The organism is Pseudomonas caricapapayae, assembly GCF_001400735.1.
GTDB classification, from domain to species: Bacteria; Pseudomonadota; Gammaproteobacteria; order Pseudomonadales; family Pseudomonadaceae; genus Aquipseudomonas; species Aquipseudomonas caricapapayae.
Genome location: NZ_LJPW01000080.1, coordinates 14133 through 34794, shown reverse-complemented (window position 1 = coordinate 34794; position 20662 = coordinate 14133). Strand labels below are relative to the sequence as shown.

General features: G+C 58.1%; 15 protein-coding genes. 9 read left to right on the top strand and 6 right to left on the bottom strand.

Annotated features, from left to right (window positions below; translation table 11 throughout):
• Positions 1 to 374: 374 nt before the first annotated feature.
• A complete protein-coding gene (fadD1, locus tag ALO80_RS12325; RefSeq protein WP_055009215.1) occupies positions 375 to 2066 on the bottom strand; it encodes a long-chain-fatty-acid--CoA ligase FadD1 in 1692 nt (563 codons plus the stop codon).
• A 353-nt stretch (positions 2067 to 2419) separates the two neighbouring features.
• Positions 2420 to 4108: a long-chain-fatty-acid--CoA ligase FadD2 gene (gene fadD2, locus ALO80_RS12320; protein ID WP_055009214.1), complete on the bottom strand. Its 1689-nt coding sequence runs from the start codon at positions 4106 to 4108 to the stop codon at positions 2420 to 2422.
• A 369-nt stretch (positions 4109 to 4477) separates the two neighbouring features.
• Here fadD2 and ALO80_RS12315 point away from each other — a divergent pair, with 369 nt between their 5' ends.
• Together ALO80_RS12315 and ALO80_RS12310 are read left to right on the top strand one after the other, a co-directional pair.
• Positions 4478 to 4948: a MaoC family dehydratase gene (locus tag ALO80_RS12315; RefSeq protein WP_005743244.1), complete on the top strand. Its 471-nt coding sequence runs from the start codon at positions 4478 to 4480 to the stop codon at positions 4946 to 4948.
• A gap of 173 nt (positions 4949 to 5121) precedes the next feature.
• Complete coding sequence (locus ALO80_RS12310) at positions 5122 to 6756, top strand: pectate lyase family protein (RefSeq protein ID WP_055009213.1); 1635 nt, start codon at positions 5122 to 5124, stop codon at positions 6754 to 6756.
• Between the two features lie 286 nt (positions 6757 to 7042).
• On the opposite strand, the gene ALO80_RS31605 is transcribed toward ALO80_RS12310, so the two are convergent.
• Both ALO80_RS31605 and ALO80_RS12305 read right to left on the bottom strand, forming a co-directional pair.
• Positions 7043 to 7198 (bottom strand): hypothetical protein, encoded by a 156-nt coding sequence (locus tag ALO80_RS31605; protein ID WP_005743242.1) that lies wholly within the window; start codon positions 7196 to 7198, stop codon positions 7043 to 7045.
• Between the two features lie 88 nt (positions 7199 to 7286).
• Entirely contained in the window at positions 7287 to 7625 is a 339-nt protein-coding gene (locus ALO80_RS12305) for a hypothetical protein (RefSeq protein ID WP_054984597.1), read from the bottom strand.
• Positions 7626 to 7860: 235 nt separating this feature from the next.
• Here ALO80_RS12305 and rapA point away from each other — a divergent pair, with 235 nt between their 5' ends.
• Positions 7861 to 10707: an RNA polymerase-associated protein RapA gene (gene rapA, locus ALO80_RS12300; protein ID WP_055009226.1), complete on the top strand. Its 2847-nt coding sequence runs from the start codon at positions 7861 to 7863 to the stop codon at positions 10705 to 10707.
• A gap of 66 nt (positions 10708 to 10773) precedes the next feature.
• On the opposite strand, the gene ALO80_RS12295 is transcribed toward rapA, so the two are convergent.
• Entirely contained in the window at positions 10774 to 12153 is a 1380-nt protein-coding gene (locus ALO80_RS12295) for a spinster family MFS transporter (protein ID WP_055009212.1), read from the bottom strand.
• 236 nt (positions 12154 to 12389) lie between these two features.
• Between ALO80_RS12295 and ALO80_RS12290 the strand changes: the two genes are divergently transcribed.
• Positions 12390 to 14681, top strand: coding sequence for a putative bifunctional diguanylate cyclase/phosphodiesterase (locus tag ALO80_RS12290; protein WP_055009211.1), 2292 nt, complete (start codon positions 12390 to 12392; stop codon positions 14679 to 14681).
• A 145-nt stretch (positions 14682 to 14826) separates the two neighbouring features.
• Here ALO80_RS12290 and ALO80_RS12285 read toward each other — a convergent pair whose 3' ends face one another.
• Positions 14827 to 15132 carry a DUF2288 domain-containing protein gene (locus tag ALO80_RS12285; RefSeq protein ID WP_055009225.1) on the bottom strand — a complete coding sequence of 102 codons (306 nt, stop codon included), beginning with the start codon at positions 15130 to 15132 and terminating at the stop codon, positions 14827 to 14829.
• 325 nt (positions 15133 to 15457) lie between these two features.
• On the opposite strand from ALO80_RS12285, the gene ALO80_RS12280 reads away from it, so the two are divergent.
• From ALO80_RS12280 to ALO80_RS12260, 5 genes are all read left to right on the top strand, one after another.
• Positions 15458 to 16582 (top strand): branched-chain amino acid ABC transporter substrate-binding protein, encoded by a 1125-nt coding sequence (locus tag ALO80_RS12280; protein WP_055009210.1) that lies wholly within the window; start codon positions 15458 to 15460, stop codon positions 16580 to 16582.
• A 225-nt stretch (positions 16583 to 16807) separates the two neighbouring features.
• Positions 16808 to 17731: a high-affinity branched-chain amino acid ABC transporter permease LivH gene (livH, locus tag ALO80_RS12275; RefSeq protein ID WP_010432468.1), complete on the top strand. Its 924-nt coding sequence runs from the start codon at positions 16808 to 16810 to the stop codon at positions 17729 to 17731.
• A complete protein-coding gene (locus ALO80_RS12270) occupies positions 17728 to 18993 on the top strand; it encodes a high-affinity branched-chain amino acid ABC transporter permease LivM (RefSeq protein ID WP_054984601.1) in 1266 nt (421 codons plus the stop codon). Before livH ends, ALO80_RS12270 begins: the two co-directional genes overlap by 4 nt.
• Positions 18990 to 19757, top strand: coding sequence for a high-affinity branched-chain amino acid ABC transporter ATP-binding protein LivG (livG, locus tag ALO80_RS12265; protein ID WP_054984602.1), 768 nt, complete (start codon positions 18990 to 18992; stop codon positions 19755 to 19757). Before ALO80_RS12270 ends, livG begins: the two co-directional genes overlap by 4 nt.
• Entirely contained in the window at positions 19758 to 20459 is a 702-nt protein-coding gene (locus ALO80_RS12260; protein WP_055009209.1) for an ABC transporter ATP-binding protein, read from the top strand. It begins immediately after the preceding gene.
• The last annotated feature ends 203 nt before the right edge of the window (positions 20460 to 20662 follow it).

The following is a 20662-nucleotide window of genomic DNA, read 5'->3' as shown; positions in this document are numbered from 1 at the left end:
TTTTTCAAATGGCAGGTGCGGATTGTCGCAGATTGTGGCGGGCCGTGACGAATGGCCTGAGTGTCAGGCTATCCATTGCGGTCATGGTTAGCCGGCAGCAGCTCAATGACAATAAAGTATGAAGTACGCCATTCTGGACGCTACACGTCCTTTTTGCGACGCAGAGCGTCGAGACCTGCATTCCCACGCTGGAGCGTGCGGAACGATAATCCCAACTATCGTGCGACGCTCTGCGTCGCATGCAGTTCTGGACGCTCCGCGTCCTCTTGCGACGCAGAGCGTCAAGAACCGCATTCCCACGCTGGAGCGTGCGGAACGATAATCCCAACTATCGTGCGACGCTCTGCGTCGCATGCTTTTATGGATACTCCGCGCTACTTCTTCACGCCCAGCTTCTTCAATTCCTCATCACGCAGCTCGCGACGCAGGATCTTGCCCACATTGGTGGTGGGCAGAACATCACGGAATTCCACGCTGCGCGGCACTTTATAGCCAGTCAGGTTGGCACGCATGTGCTCCATGACCTGATCCTTGGTCAGGGTAACGCCCGGTTTGGCCACGACGAAAACCTTGATGGTCTCGCCCGACTTCTCGTCCGGTACGCCGATTGCGGCGCACTGAAGCACGCCAGGAAGTGTCGCCAGCACGTCTTCCAGTTCGTTGGGGTAAACGTTGAAACCGGAAATCAGAATCATGTCTTTCTTGCGATCGACGATCCGGATGTAGCCGTCCGGCTGGATGATCGCGATGTCGCCGGTCTTGAGCCAGCCATCACTGTCGAGCATTTCATCCGTGGCTTCCTGGCGCTGCCAGTAGCCCTTCATGACCTGAGGGCCCTTGATGCACAACTCGCCGGTTTCACCGAACGCAAGCTCGTTGCCAGCATCATCGATGACCTTGCACAGCGTCGACGGCACTGGAATGCCGATGGTCCCCATCTGCACGTCTTTAGCGGGATTGACCGTAGCCACCGGGCTGGTCTCGGTCATGCCATAGCCTTCACAGACCTGGCAACCAGTGACCTGCTTCCAGCGCTCGGCAGCGGACTGCTGCAAGGCCATGCCGCCAGACAGGGTCACTTTCAATGCCGAGAAATCGAGGTTGCGGAAGCCCTCGTTATTGCACAGGGCCACAAACAGCGTGTTCAGCCCGACAAAGCCGCTGAACTTCCATTTCGAAAGCTCCTTGACCATCGCAGGCAGGTCACGCGGGTTGCTGATCAGGATGTTGTGATTGCCGAGCAGCATCATCGCCATGCAATGAAAGGTAAAGGCATAGATGTGATACAGCGGCAGCGGCGTGATGATGACTTCACACCCCTCGCCAAGGTTCGAAGCCATCAGCGCCCTGCATTGCAGCATGTTGGCGATCAGGTTGCGATGAGTCAGCATTGCGCCCTTGGCCACACCGGTGGTGCCGCCGGTGTATTGCAGCACGGCAACATCGACGCCGCCAGGCGACACCTCGGTCACCGGCTGGCCACGGCCCTTGCCGAGTACATCGTTGAATTTGACGGCCTTCGGCAGGTGATAGGCCGGGACCATTTTCTTCACGTATCTGATGACGCTGTTGATCAGCAGCCGCTTGAGCGGCGACAGCATGTCGGCCACTTCGGTGACGATGACATGCCTGATCTGCGTTTTCGGCACGACCTTCTCGGCCAGATGCGCCATGTTCGCCAGGCATATCAGCGCCTTGGCGCCGGAGTCGTTGAACTGGTGCTCCATTTCCCGCGCGGTGTACAGCGGGTTGGTGTTGACCACGATCAGCCCGGCGCGAATGGCACCAAAGACGGCAATCGGGTACTGCAAGACGTTAGGTAACTGTACAGCGATGCGATCACCCGGCTGCAGATCGGTATATTGCTGTATCCAGGCCGCAAACGCGCCGGACAGCTCATACAACTCGCCGTAAGTGATGGTCTTGCCCAGATTGCTGAACGCCGGTTTGTCGGCGAAGCGCTGGCAGGACAGCTTCAGGACCGCCTGGACATTGGGATACTCGTCAGGGTTGATATCGGCGGGGATACCGGACGGGTACTTGTCCTTCCAGAAGTTATCAATCATTCAGTCGGCTCCGTAGCGATAGCGAATTCTTCACATCGCCTGAAGCGATGATTTTCTTGTGCTTGGAATTATGCAGTAGACGCTTTTTTCGCTTTATGACTGATCAAAAAGCGCGCCGAGAGTAGCAGCTTTGCCAAACCTCGACTAGAGGCATAAGAAGGCCGCACAGTCACAAAAGTGACCATAATCTACACACAAGTCACTTTTAATACATTAAAACAATATTAGCCATCCACCCGAAAGCACCGGAACAGAGCGGCCGGGCGTCAATATTACTGATTCTGAAAAAATCAGACCCCGGTGCAGCGGACTGCAACCGGGGTCAAGGACACAGCTGGAGACGTTTAAAAGGCTCAGGCGATGTCTCGTAGCTCCCGACGCAGAATCTTGCCCACCGGCGTCATCGGCAATGACTCCTGCAGAACAATGTGCCTGGGTACTTTATAAGCCGTGAAGTTCTCCTTGCAGAACGCCTTGAGCTCTTCAACGCTCAACCCTGGCTCTCGCGCCACCACAAACAGCTTCACGGCCTCCCCCGAGCGTTCGTCCGGGACGCCTATACAGGCGCAATTGGCGACTTTCGGATGAGCCATGACCACGTCTTCGATTTCATTGGGGTAAACGTTGAAGCCGGACACGATGATCAGGTCTTTCTTGCGGTCGACGATGCTGACGAAACCATCGGCACCAATCACCGCAATATCGCCGGTCTTGAACCAGCCATCGGCATCAAGCGACTCGGCGGTGGCAGCCGGCTGGTTCCAGTAGCCTTTCATGACCTGCGGTCCCTTGATGCACAGTTCGCCACGCTCGCCAAAAGGCAATTCGGCCCCGTGGTCATCGATGACTTTCATGCCCGTGCCGGGCACCGGAATGCCGACCGTCCCCAGACGAGCCAGAGCGCCGTAAGGATTGGCACTGGCGACAGGCGAAGTTTCGGTCAGGCCATAGCCTTCGACGATCGTGCAGCCGGTGATCTGCGCCCAGCGCTCGGCTGTGGTCTTGACCAGCGCCGTGCCGCCGGAGTTGGTGCTTTTCAGCGTCGAGAAGTCCAGACTCCTGAACTGAGGATGGTTCATGAGTGCCACGAACAGGGTATTGAGGCCGATCATGGCGGTGAATTTCCACTTGGCAAGCTCCTTGATAAAGCCGCCGATATCGCGGGGGTTGGTAATCAGGATGTTGTGATTGCCGCTGATCATCATGCACATGCAGTTCGCCGTGAATGCATAGATGTGATAAAGCGGCAACGGCGCAATCATCACCTCGGCAGCCTCCTCAAAAAGAGCGCCGCCTTCAGGCATTTGCTGACGCATGCAGGCGTAGACTTGCTGCATGTTGGCAACCAGGTTGCCATGAGTCAGCATCGCGCCCTTGGCCAGCCCCGTGGTGCCGCCGGTGTATTGCAGCACGGCAACGTCGTCCAGGCCTCGGGGTACGGCCTCCATCCGGCTGTCACGACCCAGGCGAAGTGCACGCTTGAAGCCGACGGCCTGAGGCAGATGGAATGCCGGGACCAGCTTCTTGACCTTGTCGACGATGGTATTGACCAGCCACCCCTTGGCCGTCGACTGCATATCGCCCATTTTCACTTCGATCAGGTGTTCGATTGCAGTGTCCGGGAGCACTTCCTGCACCAGCTTGCCGAACAGGTTCAGGTAAACCAGCGCCTTGGCACCCGAGTCCTTGAACTGATGGCGCATCTCGCGCGCGGTGTACAGCGGATTGGTGTTGACCACGATCAGACCGGCACGCATCGCGCCAAATACGGCAATCGGGTATTGCAGGATATTGGGCATCTGTACGGCAATGCGGTCACCCGGCCGCAGTTGCGTGTGTTGCTGCAGATAAGCTGCAAAGGCCGCAGAGTGGCGTTCAAGTTCAGCGTAGGTCAGCGTAACGCCCATATTGCTGAACGCGGGCCGATCCGCGAATTTCCGGCAACTGCGTTCAAACACTTCGATGACCGACTGATAAGTCTGCAGATCCACCTCGGAGTCGACACCGGCCGGACGCTTGTCATCCCAGAAATCAGCTTGCATTATTTTTATCCTCTTCCCTGCGTAGGCCTGGCCCGACGTTAGCAGTTAAAGCGCCTCAGGCAAATAATCGAGAGTGCGTCATCAACTGCATGAATCTTGTCTCTGTTCAGACTGAAATTGGTCGCCAGCGATACACTGTCCTGTGTCGACGAGCAGGTAACCAACAGGCCTGCGACAGCGCAACATCGGTATTCTCAAGCCGTTTGTTTATTATTTGCCTTGAATGTGATCCGGGAAGCGCCAGCAAGCGTCTGAATGATCTTGTCCGCGCATTGGCGGCGACAGGTCATCAAGTGTTACAAATCAAGGCCAAGTCGGACTGCATGAACCGGCCCGCTTCAATCCATTTTTTATTGTCAGGACAGCCACATGACTCAAGTCACCAACACGCCTTACGAAGCCCTTGAAGTCGGTCAGACCGCCAGCTACAGCAAAACAGTGGAAGAGCGTGACATTCAACTGTTCGCCGCCATGTCCGGCGACCACAACCCGGTCCACCTTGATGCCGAATACGCTGCCAAGACCATGTTCAAGGAACGCATCGCCCACGGTATGTTCAGTGGCGCGCTGATCAGCGCTGCCGTCGCATGCGAATTGCCTGGGCCGGGCACCATTTACATTGGTCAGCAGATGACGTTTCAGAAACCGGTAAAACTGGGCGACACCCTGACAGTGCGCCTGGAAATCCTGGAAAAACTGCCGAAGTTCCGTGTACGCATTGCAACCCGCGTGTTCAATCAGAACGATGAACTGGTTGTAGATGGCGAGGCTGAAATCCTCGCGCCGCGCAAGCAGCAGACCGTCGACCTGACCGTACTGCCCGAGATCACTTTCGGCTGATACCAAAGACGGGCGTGCGCCACGCAGCGCGCACGTCAGACTCGCCAGTGGCCTGAGCAAAAAATTCATGATGCACCCCGGAACTGTTTCCCTGCGCCTTCCACTCAGGGACACAGCAGCTCTTTCTATCCGGGATCACGAATTGTTCATTCCCACAGGCGGGGAAATCAGCCATGAATATGATCAACAGAAACTATTACCCCGTCTCCGGGCAACCGGCTCTGGGCAGCACCAAAGCCCCCGATGGAATCCAGCCGTCAGACGTCAGGTCGGGCCACAACAGCACCACGGTCGATTTCAGCCCGCCACATCAGGCTACCGGCCTGCAATCACCACTCAATATCCTGAGTTCAACAGCGCAATCGCCCACCACCCACACAGCGTCAAGCACGCCTGGCGCTACCAGCGAGTTGCTTTTGAACAAACTGGTGGAAGCCATTCGCGACGCTATCAAAAAGCTGCTTTCCGGCCTGTTGGGTAATCAACCGCAGCGCGAAGCATCTCCACCCGCGCAGACCCAACGCGAACAGCCTCCAACGTCCCCGCAATCGTCATCTGCGCCTTCGACAGCCTCACCCTCACAACCATCCATCCCCTCGGGCAAGGCAGAAAAGCCTTTTGTGGTGCAAAGCGATCACCCGGCAGACAAACCGGTGGCGCTGCAGAAAACCACAGACACAGCGCCTTCTGCCACGTCACCAACCACGGCCGGGGTTGCCGGGCGGGGCACTTCGACGGTGGAAAAGACGCCTGTCAAAGCCGAACCGGGGACGCACGCGGTAGCGAGCGAGCCGGTATTACCGAAAACACCACCAACGACCCTCGACACACCCGATGCAACGGAGAAACTGACCGCCCCGGTATCCCACGCCGCGCATGGCCAGGGCGCAGATATGTCTGGCATCCTGGGTTTTGCCAAGGAAGCCGATACAACCGGTGGCAATAAAGGTGAAGTGGTCACCGTCAATAGCGTGGCGGAGCTCAAGGAAAAGATGGAAGACGACACAGCCCGCACGGTGCGTCTCGGAGCCAACCTGTCTGCCGACAGCAAGGTGACCATCAATTTTGGAGCCAACAAAACCCTGCTGGGCACCGACAAAGGCAACACCCTGCATAATATCTACCTGGCCAGTGGCAAAACCGCGAGCAATGACATTTTCCAGAACCTGAACTTCAGCCACGATGCGCGCTATCGCAATAACGGCGACATGCAGATGTTCATCAGCAGTGGCCAAAAGTACTGGATAGACAGCAACACTTACACCGGCACCAAGGACCAGAACCCCAAAGGGCTGGATAAACTGCTTTACGTCGGCGGCAAGGCCGATCTGGTCACCCTGACCAATTCGAAATTCCAGAACAACGAATATGGTGTGATCCTCGGTCAGCCTGACGATTCGGCAGCTGCAAAGGCCGAATACAAGGGCTACCCGCGAATGACCATCGCCAACAACGTGTTCAGCAATCTTGATGTAAGGGCACCCGGCCTGATGCGTCATGGGCAATTCGATGTATTCAACAACGCCATTGACGACTTCCACCTCGGCTTCACCGCCACAGGGGATGCAACCATCCTGTCGCAGGCCAACTATTTCGCAAAAGGCGTGGATGTTTCCAACAAGGCCAGTAACTCCGGCGTGCTGGATGACTATGGCGACGCTCACTTCAAAGACATCGGCAGTAACGTCAGTTTCACTCAGAAGTCACCGGTAACCGCCTGGACACCGAGCTACGACCGTGACGTGAAAACAGCCGAAGCAGCCAGAGCCTACGACCTGGCCAATGCGGGTGCGAAGAGCGTGAAATGAGGGCGCAGCCTGAAACGCAGACGAAAAAAAGGGCGACCCGAGTCGCCCGAAGTGCCTTGCGTGCTCATTGCCCGGAATGACTGCGGCCTGCGCCAGCCTTTCCTCTTGTATTGTCCTTTCCCGGCACAGGTAACGACTTTCGTGTCGTCATATTCCTCTGCCGTATTCGATAGGCTCAGGTTAAGCGCAGTTGCACCAGGGCATGTTGATCCAGATCAGTTATCCGCTCGCTCGTCGTTCGTGCGCACGGGGTCACTGATCAGGATCAATGATGTCGGGAGGGGTATCAGCGTTTCTTAGGCTTTTTCTTCGGTTTTTTACTGCTCAACGGCATCGCTTGTTCGAAGGCATTGCGCACTTCGTTGAGGCGTTTGTCGTTCAAATCGTGAACGCGCCTGGCGCGCTCTGCGCCCAGGTCGATCAATTTTTCATCGTCGCTCATGGCTTGCCGCTCTCGCACACTGGAAATCAGTGCCAATAATGCTTAAACGCAGCGGCGATGACCAGCGAAGAACCGGGCGTTGCCGCGATCAGATCTGAATATCAACCCACAGCCCCTGACGCGGCTCGTCGTCGATGAGCGGTACAACCGGAACGGTGTTGTCGGCATTCAGCGAGTCTCCCGGAACGACCAGCCCCTGATACTCCTCGGCCTCTTCAGAGGTACGACCCTGCTGCTGTTGCTGACGCTGCTGCTCTTCACGCAACAGCAACGCGCTGCGTTCAGTATCTTCATTGCGCAGGTCGATCGCGGTTTCGTTGGAGCTTTGCTGCACAGGCGCGACAGGCGGGATGTCCGGCATGCGCTTGGCCGGATCCAACTGTGATGTCACTGGCACAACACTTAGCGGAAGCATAGGTTGCAGCATGGTTTTATCTCCTCATTACCGGGGTGTCGGCCGTGCACGAGGCAACTTGAACCGGGCTGAAATAGTCAGCAAATATTTATAAGATCTTTTTTGACCGCTTACAGTGAAATTAGTGTCATGGAACTGAAAATCTGATCGATCAGAGCCGCTGACGATGAGTTTTTTCACGCCGCCTTTGGCCTTCGGTGCGCGTTCCGTTAACATACTCAGCTTTTTCAAGCGGGAGACAGGCAGCATGGCGCAGCAGTATCAACCGGGGCAACGCTGGATTAGTGACAGCGAAGCCGAGCTGGGTTTGGGCACAGTTCTGGCACAGGACGGCCGCTTGTTGACCGTGCTCTATCCGGCCACTGGCGAAACACGTCAGTACGCACTGCGCAACGCGCCACTGACCCGCGTGCGCTTCTCTCCGGGCGATGTGATCACCCACTTCGAAAACTGGAAAATGACCGTCCGCGAAGTCGACGACGTTGACGGCCTGCTGGTCTACCACGGCCTGAACGCGCAGAACGAAGTGGTTACGCTGCCGGAAACCCAGCTGTCGAACTTCATTCAGTTCCGCCTGGCAACCGACCGCCTGTTCGCGGGCCAGATCGACCAGTTGTCCTGGTTCTCGTTGCGCTACAACACGCTTGAGCACACCAGCCGCCAGTTGCAGTCCTCGCTTTGGGGCCTGGGCGGCGTCCGGGCGCAACCCATTGCACATCAGTTGCATATCGCTCGTGAAGTTGCAGACCGCATCGCGCCCCGCGTTCTGCTGGCTGACGAAGTGGGTCTGGGCAAGACCATCGAAGCCGGCTTGGTGATCCACCGTCAACTGCTGTCGGGTCGCGCAAGCCGCGTGTTGATCCTGGTCCCGGAAAACCTTCAGCACCAGTGGCTGGTGGAAATGCGCCGCCGTTTCAACCTGCAGGTTGCGCTGTTCGACGCCGAGCGTTTCATCGAAAGCGATGCCGGCAACCCGTTCGAAGACACCCAGTTGGCGCTGGTTGCGCTGGAATGGCTGGTCGAAGACGAAAAAGCCCAGGATGCCCTGTTTGCGGCAGGCTGGGACCTGATGGTGGTCGATGAGGCGCACCATCTGGTCTGGCACGAAGACAAGGTCAGCCGTGAATACGCGCTGGTCGAGCAACTGGCGGAAGTCATTGCCGGCGTACTGCTGCTGACCGCCACCCCGGAACAACTGGGCCAGGACAGCCACTTCGCCCGCCTGCGCCTGCTGGACCCGAACCGCTTTCACGACCTCAAGGCGTTCCGCGCCGAGAGCGAGAACTACCGTCCGGTGGCTCAGGCCGTTCAGGAGCTGCTCGACAAGGGCAAGCTGTCCGCTGCGGCGCAGGAAACCATCCACGGCTTCCTGGGTGCCGAAGGCGATTCGCTGCTGGCGGCTGTGAATACCGGCGACGACGAAGCCAAGGCACGCCTGATTCGCGAACTGCTGGACCGTCACGGCACCGGGCGCGTGCTGTTCCGCAACACCCGCGCCGCCGTGCAGGGTTTCCCGGAGCGCAAGCTGCATCAATACCCGCTGCCCTGCCCTGTCGAATACCTGGAATTGCCGGTCGGCGAGCACGCCGATCTGTACCCGGAGGTCAGCTTCCAGTCGCAGTCGGAAGTCAGCGAAGAAGAGCGCTGGTGGCGCTTCGACCCGCGCGTCGACTGGCTGATCGATACACTCAAGATGCTCAAACGCGTCAAGGTACTGGTCATCTGTGCCCACGCCGAAACCGCGATGGACCTGGAGGACGCGCTGCGCGTACGCTCCGGCATCCCAGCCACAGTGTTCCACGAGGGCATGAACATCCTCGAGCGCGACCGGGCAGCGGCTTATTTTGCAGACGAAGAGTTCGGCGCTCAGGTACTGATCTGCTCGGAAATCGGCAGTGAAGGCCGCAACTTCCAGTTTTCCCACCATCTGGTCCTGTTCGATCTGCCGTCGCACCCGGACTTGCTGGAGCAACGCATCGGACGTCTGGACCGTATCGGTCAGAAGCACACCATCGAGCTGCACGTACCGTTCCTGGAAACCAGCCCGCAGGCACGCCTGTTCCAGTGGTATCACGAGGCGCTCAACGCGTTCCTCAATACCTGCCCGACCGGCAACGCCCTGCAACACCAGTTCGGCCCGCGCCTGCTGCCACTGCTGGAAAGCGGTGACGATGATGAGTGGCAAGCCCTGATCGACGAAGCCCGTAACGAGCGCGAGCGCCTGGAAAGCGAGCTGCACACCGGACGCGACCGCCTGCTGGAACTCAATTCCGGTGGCGCTGGCGAAGGTGAAGCACTGGTTGAAGCCATCCTCGAACAGGACGATCAGTTCAGCCTGCCGATCTACATGGAAACCCTCTTCGACGCCTTTGGCATCGACAGCGAAGACCATTCGGAAAACGCCCTGATCCTCAAGCCGAGCGAAAAAATGCTCGACGCCAGCTTCCCGCTGGGCGACGACGAAGGCGTGACCATCACCTACGACCGCAATCAGGCGCTGTCTCGCGAAGACATGCAGTTCATTACCTGGGAGCACCCGATGGTTCAGGGCGGCATGGATCTGGTGCTGTCGGGTTCGATGGGCAACACCGCCGTGGCGCTGATCAAGAACAAGGCGCTCAAGCCAGGTACCGTCCTGCTCGAACTGATCTACGTCAGCGAAGTGGTTGCTCCGCGCTCATTGCAGCTTGGGCGTTATCTGCCTCCGGCCGCGCTGCGTTGCCTGCTGGACGCGAATGGCAATGATCTGGCGAGCCGAGTGTCGTTCAACACCCTCAACGATCAGCTCGAAAGCGTGCCTCGGGCGAGCGCCAACAAGTTCATCCAGGCACAACGTGATCAGTTGACCCCGAGGATCAACGCGGGCGAAGAGAAAATCACACCGAAACACGCAGAACGCGTAGCAGAAGCACAGCGTCGCCTGGCAGCCGATACCGAAGAGGAACTGGCCCGTCTGACGGCATTGCAAGCAGTCAACCCGACCGTGCGCGACAGCGAGCTGGTCGCCCTGCGCACCCAGCGCGAACAGGGCCTGGCCATGCTTGAAAAAGCAGCGCTGCGTCTGGAAGCGATACGGGTGCTGGTCGCGGGCTAAGACCTGCACGATTCTTGTCCCCACATGCGTGGGGACAAGAATCATCGCGGCTCACGATCCGTATGATTACCGCCTTGCCACCACAATCCCCTCCGCCAGCCCCGCCAAAGGCTCTTCAGCCGCCATTCTCTCCTTCATCCTGCAAGCATCCTGACTGAAGCAACGTGAAGCCTGGTACAGGAACAGCAAGGTCAGAAACAACGCAACCGGAATCAGGTACATGGCGTCATGCAAGCCGATAGCCTTGAAGGGCTCGCTCATCGCCTCGACACCCGCAACGGCCATCGCCGCATGGGCAAAGTGATCAGACAGCAAACCGACCACCACCGGCCCCAGGCCTCCACCCAATAAATAAAGGCCGGCGAAGAAAAGCGCCATGGCCGTGGCTCGCAGACGCGGTTCGATCACGTCCTGAATCGCGGTGTAGACGCAGGTGTAGAAGTTGTATGCAAACAGCCAGCCCAGACTGAACACCCCTACGAACACACCGATCCCGATTTGCCCCGCATGCAATGCGTAACCTGTGGCCAACGAAGCGATCAGCATACTGATGGTCGCAAACAACAGCCGTCCATTGGAAAAACGCTGATGCAGTTTGTCGGCTATCCAGCCGCCAAGCGTCAGACCTATCAGCCCGGTAACGCCGACTATGATCCCGGTCGCCACTGCCGCTTCCTGCAAGGGCAGCAGGAAATAGCGCTGCAGCATCGGCACCATGAATGAATTACAGGCGTAGGTCGCAAAGTTGAAGGTCAGACCGCCCAATACCAGCCAGCGAAAGGTCGGAATCGACAGCACACGACGAATCGGCTTTTCAATCTTAGCCTCTGACATGCGCACGCTTTCAGCCGCACCGCGCTTGGGCTCGCGGATGAAAAAGATCAACACGGCCAGCAGCAGACCAGGAACCGCCGCGATAAAGAACGGGGCGCGCCAGCTGTCGAACGCCTTGACCATCGCGCCAATGGTAAAGAACGCCAACAGCAGGCCCAACGGCAAACCCAGCATGAAAAGCCCCATGGCCCGTGCGCGCCGATGGGCCGGAAACAGGTCACCGATCAACGAGTTGGCAGCAGGCGCGTAGCTGGCCTCTCCAATGCCGACGCCCATACGCACCAGCAGGAACGTCCAGAAACTGCCCACCATGCCGTTCACCGCAGTCAACCCGCTCCATACCGCCAGCCCGCATCCCATGAGCTTCTTGCGCGACCCATTGTCAGCCATGCGCCCCAATGGCAGACCGGCGACCGCGTAGACCAGCGTGAATGCAGTCCCCAGCAACCCCAGCTGAAAGTCACTCAAATGCCATTCCAGGCGAATGGGCTCGACGATGATGGCGGGGATGGTGCGATCGAAGAAATTGAACAGATTGGCCAGAAAGAGCAGGAACAGCACGCGCCAGGCATTGGCAGCCTGAGTAGCGTTTTCTGCCTGGAGTGTGTTCATGAAGGCATCCGTCCCTTGACTCTCAGTCACCTCAATCTAGAAGGAGAAAAGCTATCTGTCTGTAAACATTCGTAAACAGGTCAAGTAGATGATGGCGTTTTATAACTATTCGTTATTGAGCCAATATCAAAATGGCAGCTCATTGTGGTGGCAGTTTGTAAACAGCCTCTATACTCAGCTCGAATCGCCAGGCTTCTTCGAGCCTTGGCGCCCTTGTAGTGAGAATAGGGCACGCTATGGAGTGGCTGGGTTTGAACGTATTCGCTGGCCTGCCAGCGGACGGGCAATTATTGATCGACTGCAGTCATAACCTGTTTCTGGTAGCGCTGGCTTACGGTGTGGCCTGCGCCGCATGTTTTGCCACGCTGGATATTGCCGACCGTGTCATTCAGGTAGACGCCCTGAAAAGCCGTCGTCTCTGGAAAGCACTGGGCGCTTTATGCCTGGCAGGTGGCGTGTGGGCGATGCACTTCATCAGCATGCTGGCGTTCCAGGCACCGTTGAAAATCTCTTACGACCTGACCGTCACGCTGTTTTCCCTGCTGATCGTGCTGATCACCGCGCTGGTGGCCATGAGGGCCCTGACCATTCCAGAGCTGAGCATGCGGCGCTGCCTGATCAGTTCGCTGGTCATGGGAGTGGGCATCAGCGCCATGCACTATCTGGGCATGTCGGCTATGCGCTCCGCTGCTACGCAGTATTACGAGCCGCGGATGTTTGCGTTGTCGATTCTGGTCGCTGTCCTGTCCAGTATTGCGTTGCTGACCTTGTCCCGACACTTGCGTCAATACAACGGCATGTTTCACCAGATGTTCCGCTACGGGGTGAGTCTTCTGCTGGGCGCAGGTTTGCTGACCATGCACCTGATGGGCATGAGGGCGCTACGGCTGGTCATCCCGGAAGGCTCTGCACTGCACATCCCCGGCCCCGAAAACGGTCAGCAGTTGGGTCTGACAATCGCCGCGATCACCCTGCTGACCATCGCCGGGAGCATCAGTGCAGCGATGGCCGACAAGAAACTGCAAGGCAAGGAGCACGATCTGCAGCGGGTCAACGCCCTGCTCAGCCAGCTGGATCAGGCACGCGTATCGCTTCAGCAGGTGGCTCACTACGATCCGCTGACCAATCTGATCAACCGCCGGGGCTTCAATCAGATATTCGCCGAAAAACTGCTTGAACACACCGTGGGCAAGGGCATGCTTGCAGTGATGTTCCTGGACATCGACCACTTCAAGCGCATCAATGACAGCCTGGGTCACGACGCTGGCGACGAACTGCTCAAAGTGATTGCCGAACGTATCCGCAGCGCTACCCGCGTCCAGGACGTGGTTGCCCGTTTCGGCGGCGATGAGTTCTGCATCCTGCTAAGCATTCCAGATTATGAAGAAGCACGGCATCTGGCGCATCGGGTCATGCACAAAATGAAGGAGACCATCGCGCTGGCAGGAAGGCGCATGGTCATGACGACCAGCATCGGTATTGCCGTCTTCCCGCGTGACGGCTCGACGTGCGATGAGCTGCTCAAGCATGCGGACCTTGCGCTCTACCAGTCCAAGGGCAACGGGCGCAACAGGGTCAATTTCTTCAGCCCCGCACTCAGGACCAAAGCCAGCCTGGAGCTGCATCTGGAAGAGGAATTGCGCAATGCACTGCGCGAGGAGACGGGCCTGCAGGTTTACTACCAGCCTATCGTCGACATGCGCACCGGCCATGTTGCCAAACTCGAGGCGCTGGTACGCTGGAATCATCCGCAACACGGCCTGCTTGCACCCGGACGGTTCATCGGCATTGCCGAGGCCAATGGTCTGATCGCCGAACTGGACAACTGGGTATTACGCAGAGCCTGCCGTGATCTGCACGCACTGCGCCAGGAGGGACTTGAACAACTGATCATCAGCGTCAACTGCTCAGCGCTGACGCTGGGCCGCGACGAACTGGTCGAAGAGGTCGAACAGGCGCTGGTCGATGCTGGCGCAGCGCCCGGACGGCTGGAACTGGAGGTCACCGAAAATGCCCTGATGGGCAATATCAGCAATACCATCCTGATGCTCAAGCAGATCCGCAGCCTCGGGGTCTCCCTGTCGATTGACGATTTCGGCACGGGTTATTCATCGCTCGCCTATCTCAAACGGTTGCCTCTGGACACACTGAAGATCGACCGGTCATTCATTATTGATATTCCACAGTCCCCGCAGGACATGGAAATCGTACAGGCAATTATCGTCATGGCTCACACACTGCGCCTGAAAGTTGTCACCGAGGGCGTCGAAACCCAGGGTCAACTGGAGTTTCTCAGGCAGTTTGGCAGTGATTACGTCCAGGGTTATCTGTTCAGCAAACCACAACCGCTGGAGCGAATTCTGCCGCTTGCCAGGCAGATGAACGAGCGCGCACCGAGCACACAGTGGGCAGCCTTGCCACCGTCGCCCACGCTCGGACCTGACATCGAAGTATCAGAAGCGCTGGACATTTTTTCCGATTTGTCCGACAGCGATGACTTCGCCAGCCACAGACCCGTGCGTACCTGAGCAGCGTGCCGACAGCGTCCGTTGAATGGCCACGCAAGGCCGGTCGAACAACGCTCACCGGTGTGGTTTTACGCTACGCGGGAACCGTAAGGGTTACCTTCCCACTCAATCCTGCGAATCGCCACGCCCCAAGATGGCGCAAAAATCAATCGCGCGCCCTGTTTTGAATCAGCACCCAAGGTGCCACCACTACAGCCCACAATGCAGGATCGGTCTCTACCAGCTCAAGCGCCTTGTTTTCCGACACCTTGCCGACCTGCCCGTCAGTCAGCCACGCAGCGACCCTGGCTGCATCATTTTCAGCCACTGCCTCGGCGACTTCGATCAAATCCAGCGGCAGTTCGACCCACAACAGGGCACCTTTGGCAAAGAATGGTTGCAATTCAGTCCAGGTGATTGAGGCCGTTTCGCCAAGCAGTTTGGCATAGAGGGTGCTAGGTTCTTGCGTCATGGGTTTCACCAGAAAGAAAATCGGCGCAATGATAGCGCCCACTTTCCCGTCGGCAAGCCCAGAAGCAGGTGATTTATCGCAGGGAAGTGCAGATAACCTCATGGATCTGAAGCGATTTCAGGCACTCAGGCGGTTTGATTCTGTAACTTTCTTTCGATTAAGCGACACACACTGGTTTGTCCCCAAACGCCCGGCTTTCCAAGCCAACGAGCGGCGCTCTAAACTGTTCCGGTACAGTTGGCGGCGGGAAAAACCAGTGATCGAATCCGGTCCTGGAGCCTTGGCCATCAGGATTATAAAAACTACAACGCAAGAGTGGAGCATCATGACTAAGGGTACCAATAAGCTTTCAAGGCTGTTTGCCGCACTGGTTATGGCAGGGGTCGCCAGCCATTCGTTCGCAGCCGACACCATCAAGATCGGCATCGCCGGCCCTAAAACCGGCCCTGTGGCCGAATACGGCACCATGCAATTCAACGGCGCAAAAATGGCCATCGACCAGATCAACGCCAAGGGCGGCGTGGATGGCAAAAAGCTTGAAGCCGTTGAATACGATGACGCCTGCGATCCGAAACAGGCCGTTGCAGTGGCCAACAAGGTGGTCAACGAAGGCGTCAAATACGTTATCGGTCACCTCTGCTCCAGCTCCGCCCAGCCAGCGTCCGACGTTTACGAAGACGAAGGCATCATCATGGTGACCCCGGCTGCCACCAGCCCGGAAATCACCGCACGCGGTTACAAACTGGTGTTTCGCACCATTGGTCTCGACAGTGCGCAGGGCCCGGCTGCAGGCAACTACATCGCCGATGTCGCGAAGCCGAAAATCGTTGCCGTCATTCACGACAAGCAGCAGTACGGTGAAGGTATCGCGACGGCAGTCAAGCAGACCCTGGAAGCAAAAGGCGTGAAGGTTGCGCTGTTTGAAGGTATCAACGCTGGCGACAAGGACTTCTCGTCGCTGATCGCCAAGCTCAAGCAAGCCAACGTCGATTTCGTCTATTACGGCGGCTACCACCCGGAGCTGGGCCAGATCCTGCGTCAGTCCAAGGAAAAAGGCCTGAACGCCAAATTCATGGGCCCTGAAGGCGTCGGCAACGATTCCATCTCGCAGATCGCCGGTGAAGCTTCAGAAGGCCTGCTTGTCACCCTGCCGAAATCCTTCGATCAGGACCCGGCCAACCAGGCGTTGACCGAAGCCTTCAAAGCCAAGAAACAGGACCCGAGCGGCCCGTTCGTATACCCCTCCTACTCCGCCGTTCAGGTCGTAGCTGACGGCATCGCTGCCGCCAAGTCTGAAGACACCGACAAAGTGGCAGCCGCCATCCATGCCGGTACCTTCAAGACCCCGATGGGCGACCTGAGCTACGACGCCAAGGGCGACCTGAAAAACTTCCAGTTCGTGGTCTACGAGTGGCACTTCGGCAAACCGAAGACCGAAGCTGCCAAATAAGCTGCTTGCGTTACCCATAAAGCCCACTGCCTGCGCAGTGGGCTTTGTTTTACGAATCCAGCCCCGTGCGCCGACTTCGCAGAGCGAACTGCGCACACGAGGCCCCCTGAAAATCTTAAAACCGTCAACAGCGGTTCCCTGACAGCGCAACAGGCTACGCATCGACAGAATGCCACCCCGGCGCAGGTCAGAGAAATGCAGATCAGGTTTTTAGGAGCGCGGTAAATGCCCGAGTTATTCCACTACATGCAGCAACTGGTCAATGGCCTGACCATTGGCAGTACGTATGCATTGATCGCCATCGGTTACACGATGGTGTACGGCATCATCGGAATGATCAACTTCGCCCACGGCGAGGTGTACATGATCGGTTCCTATGTTGCTTTCATGGCACTCGCCGGTCTGGCGATGCTGGGTATTCACAGCCTGCCGCTGCTGATGATTGCCGGTTTTGCCGCAGCGATCATCGTGACCAGTGCCTATGGATACAGCATCGAGCGTGTGGCCTACCGCCCGTTGCGCAACAGCAACCGTCTGATTCCACTGATCTCTGCAATCGGCATGTCGATATTCCTGCAGAACTCGGTTCAGTTGTCTCAGGGGTCCGGCAACTTTGCCATCCCCAACCTGCTGCCCGGCAGCCTGTCGTTCGGTCCGGGCGGCGCGCAGGAAGTGCTGATTTCCTACATGCAGATCGTGGTGTTCGTCGTCACCCTGCTGGCCATGACCGGCCTGACCCTGTTCATCTCCCGCTCGCGAATGGGTCGTGCCTGCCGCGCCTGCGCCGAGGACATGAAAATGGCCAACCTGCTGGGGATCAACACCAACAACATCATCGCCCTGACCTTTGTGGTCGGTGCAGCACTGGCGGCCGTTGCTGCGATGCTGCTGAGCATGCAATACGGCGTCATCAATCCCAACGCAGGCTTTCTGGTGGGTCTGAAAGCCTTCACTGCTGCGGTACTGGGCGGTATCGGCTCGATCCCGGGCGCTGTGCTCGGTGGCCTTGTGCTGGGCGTCGCCGAAGCCTTCGGTGCCGACATTTTTGGTGATCAGTACAAGGACGTAGTGGCTTTCGGCCTGCTGGTCCTGGTGCTGCTGTTCCGACCGACCGGCATTCTGGGTCGTCCGGAGGTTGAGAAAGTATGAGCAAGTCTTTCAAACAGGCGCTGTTCAGCGCTGCATTGGTCTGGGCCGTAGCCTACCCGGTCTTCGGCCTGAAACTGGCCTTTTCCGGCGTCACCCTGCAAGTACAGAACGCCAGCCCACTGACCCTGACCATCATTGCCGTGTGCTCGGTGCTGCTGTTTCTGCGTGTCCTGTTCGCGGAACAGATCGGCAGCCTGCGCCGCGGGTCAGGGAAACCGCTGATCCCGCAAAAGACCAGCGACTTCCTGACCCAGCCGAAAACCCAGCGCTGGGGCCTTGCGGCGCTCATCGTGCTGGCCTTCATCTGGCCGTTCTTCGGTTCGCGCGGTGCCGTGGACATCGCCACACTGATCCTGATCTACGTCATGCTCGGCCTCGGCCTGAACATCGTGGTCGGCCTGGCTGGCCTGCTTGACCTGGGCTATGTCGGATTCTATGCAGTCGGCGCTTACAGCTACGCATTGCTGTCGCATTACTACGGGCTCGGATTCTGGATCTGCCTGCCGATTGCGGGGTTGATGGCGGCGCTGTTCGGATTCCTGCTGGGATTCCCGGTACTGCGTCTGCGCGGAGACTATCTGGCCATCGTGACGCTGGGGTTCGGGGAAATCATCCGCATCTTTCTGCGCAACCTGACTGAACTGACAGGTGGTCCGAACGGCATCAGCAATATCGAAAAGCCGACCTTCTTCGGCCTGACGTTCGAGCGCAAGGCTGCCGAGGGCATGCAGACCTTCCACGAGTTCTTCGGCCTGCCGTACAACTCGATCAACAAGGTCATCTTCCTCTACCTGATCGCCCTGCTGCTGGCGCTGGCAGCATTGTTCGTCATCAACCGCCTGCTGCGCATGCCGATCGGCCGGGCCTGGGAAGCATTACGCGAAGACGAAATCGCTTGCCGCGCGCTAGGGTTGAATCCAACCGTGATCAAACTGTCAGCCTTCACTCTGGGCGCAGCGTTCGCCGGTTTCGCAGGCAGCTTCTTTGCAGCACGCCAGGGTCTGATTACCCCTGAGTCGTTCACCTTCATCGAGTCGGCAATCATCCTGGCCATCGTCGTGCTAGGCGGTATGGGCTCGCAACTGGGCGTGATTCTGGCTGCCATCGTGATGATTCTGCTGCCTGAGCTGATGCGCGAGTTCAGTGACTACCGCATGCTGATGTTCGGCGCGTTGATGGTGCTGATGATGATCTGGCGTCCACAGGGCTTCCTGCCGATGCAGCGCCCCCAAATGAAATTGAAAGCGGAGCTGCCAAAATGAGCCGCCCATTACTACAAGCCACTGGCTTGAGCATGCGTTTTGGCGGTCTGCTGGCGGTCAATGGCGTTGCCCTGACCGTCAATCAGGGGCAGGTCGTATCGATGATCGGCCCCAATGGTGCCGGCAAGACGACAGTCTTCAACTGCCTGACCGGTTTCTACCGGCCGAGCGCGGGCACAATTCTGCTGGACGGTGAGCCGATACAGGGCCTGGCTGGCCATCAGATTGCGCGCAAGGGCGTGGTGCGTACGTTCCAGAACGTGCGCCTGTTCAAGGAAATGACTGCCGTGGAAAACCTGCTGGTTGCCCAGCACCGGCATTTGAACACCAACTTTCTGTCCGGCCTGTTCAAGACGCCCGCGTTTCGCCGCAGCGAACGCGAAGCCATGGACTACGCCGAGCACTGGCTGGAGGCCGTCAACCTCAAGGAGTTCGCCAACCGCCCTGCCGGAACCCTGGCCTACGGTCAGCAACGCCGCCTGGAAATCGCCCGCTGCATGATGACCCGCCCGCGCATCCTCATGCTCGATGAGCCGGCAGCAGGTCTGAACCCCAGAGAAACCGACGACCTGAAAGCGCTGATCGGCGTATTGCGCAACGAACACAACGCCACGGTCCTGTTGATCGAGCACGACATGAAACTGGTAATGAGCATTTCCGACCACATCGTAGTGATCAACCAGGGCACGCCTCTGGCGGACGGTACGCCGGAACAGATTCGTGACAATCCTGATGTGATCAAAGCCTACCTGGGGGAAGCGTAAATGCTGCAGTTCGAAAACGTTTCCACTTTCTACGGCAAGATCCAGGCCCTGCACAGCGTCAACGTGGAAGTCCGACAGGGTGAAATCGTCACTCTGATCGGTGCCAACGGCGCAGGCAAATCCACGCTGCTGATGACCCTGTGCGGCTCACCTCGTGCCCAGAGCGGCAGTATTCGCTACATGGGCGAGGAGCTGGTCGGGCTGGAATCGTCGATCATCATGCGCAAGAGCATCGCCGTAGTGCCGGAAGGCCGTCGGGTATTTGCGCGCCTGACCGTTGAAGAGAACCTGGCGATGGGCGGTTTCTTCACGGAAAAAGCCGATTATCAGGAGCAGATGGACAAGGTCCTGCAGCTCTTTCCGCGTCTCAAGGAACGCTTTAATCAGCGTGGCGGCACCATGTCAGGTGGCGAACAGCAGATGCTGGCCATCGGTCGTGCGCTGATGAGCAAACCCAAGCTGCTGTTGCTGGACGAGCCATCGTTGGGACTGGCCCCGATCATCATCCAGCAGATTTTCGAAATCGTCGAACAGCTGCGTCGTGACGGTGTGACGGTGTTTCTGGTCGAGCAGAACGCCAACCAGGCCCTGAAAGTTGCCGATCGTGCCTACGTACTGGAAAACGGCCGCGTGGTCATGCAAGGCACCGGTGAAGAACTGCTGGTCGACCCGAAAGTGCGGGATGCGTATCTGGGCGGTTGAGATTGCCCGGGACACCCGTCATCCACCCCCCCGGTTCTGCCCGGAGGGCGTAGGAGCTTCAGGAGGTTACGACGGCTGCGATGGGCGGCGAAGCGGCACTGAAACCGGCGCGTACGGTTGCACCTGATCTACCGCATACACCGGTTTTGCTGCCGGTTCCCGGCAGATCGCGGATAATTCCGCTCCCACAGAGGCCGGGCGAA